Genomic DNA, 2,083 nt, shown 5'->3' with positions numbered 1-2,083 from the left:
TATGTTCCGGCGGTGTCCTACTCTCCCACACCCTGTCGAGTGCAGTACCATCGGCGCTGGCAGGCTTAGCTTCCGGGTTCGGAATGGGACCGGGCGTTTCCCTGCCGCTATAACCGCCGTAACTCTATGAAACTATCCACAGAGAGCCACCCTCATCATCATCCCGGAACCTATATCCCGGAATCACAGAGTGTCTTCTGTATCTGTGTGTTGTTTCAGATACTGCACAGTGGACGCGTAGCAATCTTTGTTCAGTAAGCCCTCGGCCTATTAGTACCGGTCACCTCCACACATTACTGTGCTTCCAGTTCCGGCCTATCAACCCCATGGTCTGTAGGGGGCCTTAACCACTCGAGGTGGTGGGAAACCTCATCTTGGAACAGGCTTCCCGCTTAGATGCTTTCAGCGGTTATCCCTTCCGAACGTAGCCAACCAGCCGTGCCCCTGGCGGGACAACTGGCACACCAGAGGTTCGTCCGTCCCGGTCCTCTCGTACTAGGGACAGCCTTCCTCAAGTTTCCAACGCGCGCGGCGGATAGAGACCGAACTGTCTCACGACGTTCTAAACCCAGCTCGCGTGCCGCTTTAATGGGCGAACAGCCCAACCCTTGGGACCTACTCCAGCCCCAGGATGCGACGAGCCGACATCGAGGTGCCAAACCATCCCGTCGATATGGACTCTTGGGGAAGATCAGCCTGTTATCCCCGGGGTACCTTTTATCCGTTGAGCGACACCGCTTCCACTTGCCGGTGCCGGATCACTAGTCCCGACTTTCGTCCCTGCTCGACCTGTCAGTCTCACAGTCAAGCTCCCTTGTGCACTTGCACTCGACACCTGATTGCCAACCAGGCTGAGGGAACCTTTGGGCGCCTCCGTTACATTTTGGGAGGCAACCGCCCCAGTTAAACTACCCACCAGGCACTGTCCCTGAACCAGATCATGGTCCGAGGTTAGAGGTCCAATACGATCAGAGTGGTATTTCAACGATGACTCCACACACACTGGCGTGCATGCTTCACAGTCTCCCACCTATCCTACACAAACCGTACCGAACACCAATACCAAGCTATAGTGAAGGTCCCGGGGTCTTTTCGTCCTGCCGCGCGTAACGAGCATCTTTACTCGTAATGCAATTTCGCCGAGTCTGTGGTCGAGACAGCTGAGAAGTCGTTACGCCATTCGTGCAGGTCGGAACTTACCCGACAAGGAATTTCGCTACCTTAGGATGGTTATAGTTACCACCGCCGTTTACCGGGGCTTAAATTCTCAGCTTCGCGCCGAAGCGCTAACCGGTCCTCTTAACCTTCCGGCACCGGGCAGGCGTCAGTCCGTATACATCGTCTTACGACTTCGCACGGACCTGTGTTTTTAGTAAACAGTCGCTTCTCACTGGTCTCTGCGGCCCACACCAGCTCAGGAAGTAAATTCCGTCACCAGCCCGGGCCCCCCTTCTCCCGAAGTTACGGGGGCATTTTGCCGAGTTCCTTGACCACAGTTCTCTCGATCGCCTTAGTATTCTCTACCTGACCACCTGTGTCGGTTTGGGGTACGGGCCGTGTACCAACTCACTAGAGGCTTTTCTCGGCAGCATAGGATCACTGAATTCGCCTCAATCGGCTACGCATCACCTCTCAGGCTATATGCAACACGGATTTGCCTATGTTGCGCCCTACAGGCTTACACCAGTACAACCACTGACTGGCCCAGCTACCTTCCTGCGTCACCCCATCGCTTGACTACTACACCCAGGGTCGTGCGCAGCCGCTTCCAGCCTCCCGAAGGAGGTCCGTCCACATTTGGGCACTTAGCACAGATGATTCGCCATTGGGCGCGGATACACGGGTACGGGAATATCAACCCGTTGTCCATCGACTACGCCTGTCGGCCTCGCCTTAGGTCCCGACTCACCCTGGGCGGATTAACCTGGCCCAGGAACCCTTGGTCATTCGGCGGACGAGTTTCTCACTCGTCTTTCGCTACTCATGCCTGCATTCTCACTCGCGCAGCCTCCACAACTAGGTCACCCCGCTGCTTCCCTGGCTACACGACGCTCCCCTACCCAGCCACACCACTGCACACCAA

At 56.3% G+C, this 2,083-nt stretch carries 2 rRNA genes (1 of these 2 running past the window's edge); both read right to left on the bottom strand.

The features are described 5' to 3' along the window. Window positions 1-4: 4 nt before the first annotated feature. Window positions 5-121 (bottom strand): 5S ribosomal RNA (gene rrf / locus ACWEWT_RS38365). A gap of 129 nt (window positions 122-250) precedes the next feature. Further along, window positions 251-2,083, bottom strand: a 23S ribosomal RNA gene (locus tag ACWEWT_RS38360) (it continues 1,396 nt past the right edge of the window).

It is taken from the genome of Nocardia sp. NPDC003963 (genome assembly GCF_053605105.1).
Note: the sequence above shows the minus strand (reverse complement) of the source record. Positions and strands in the feature narration are given on the sequence as shown.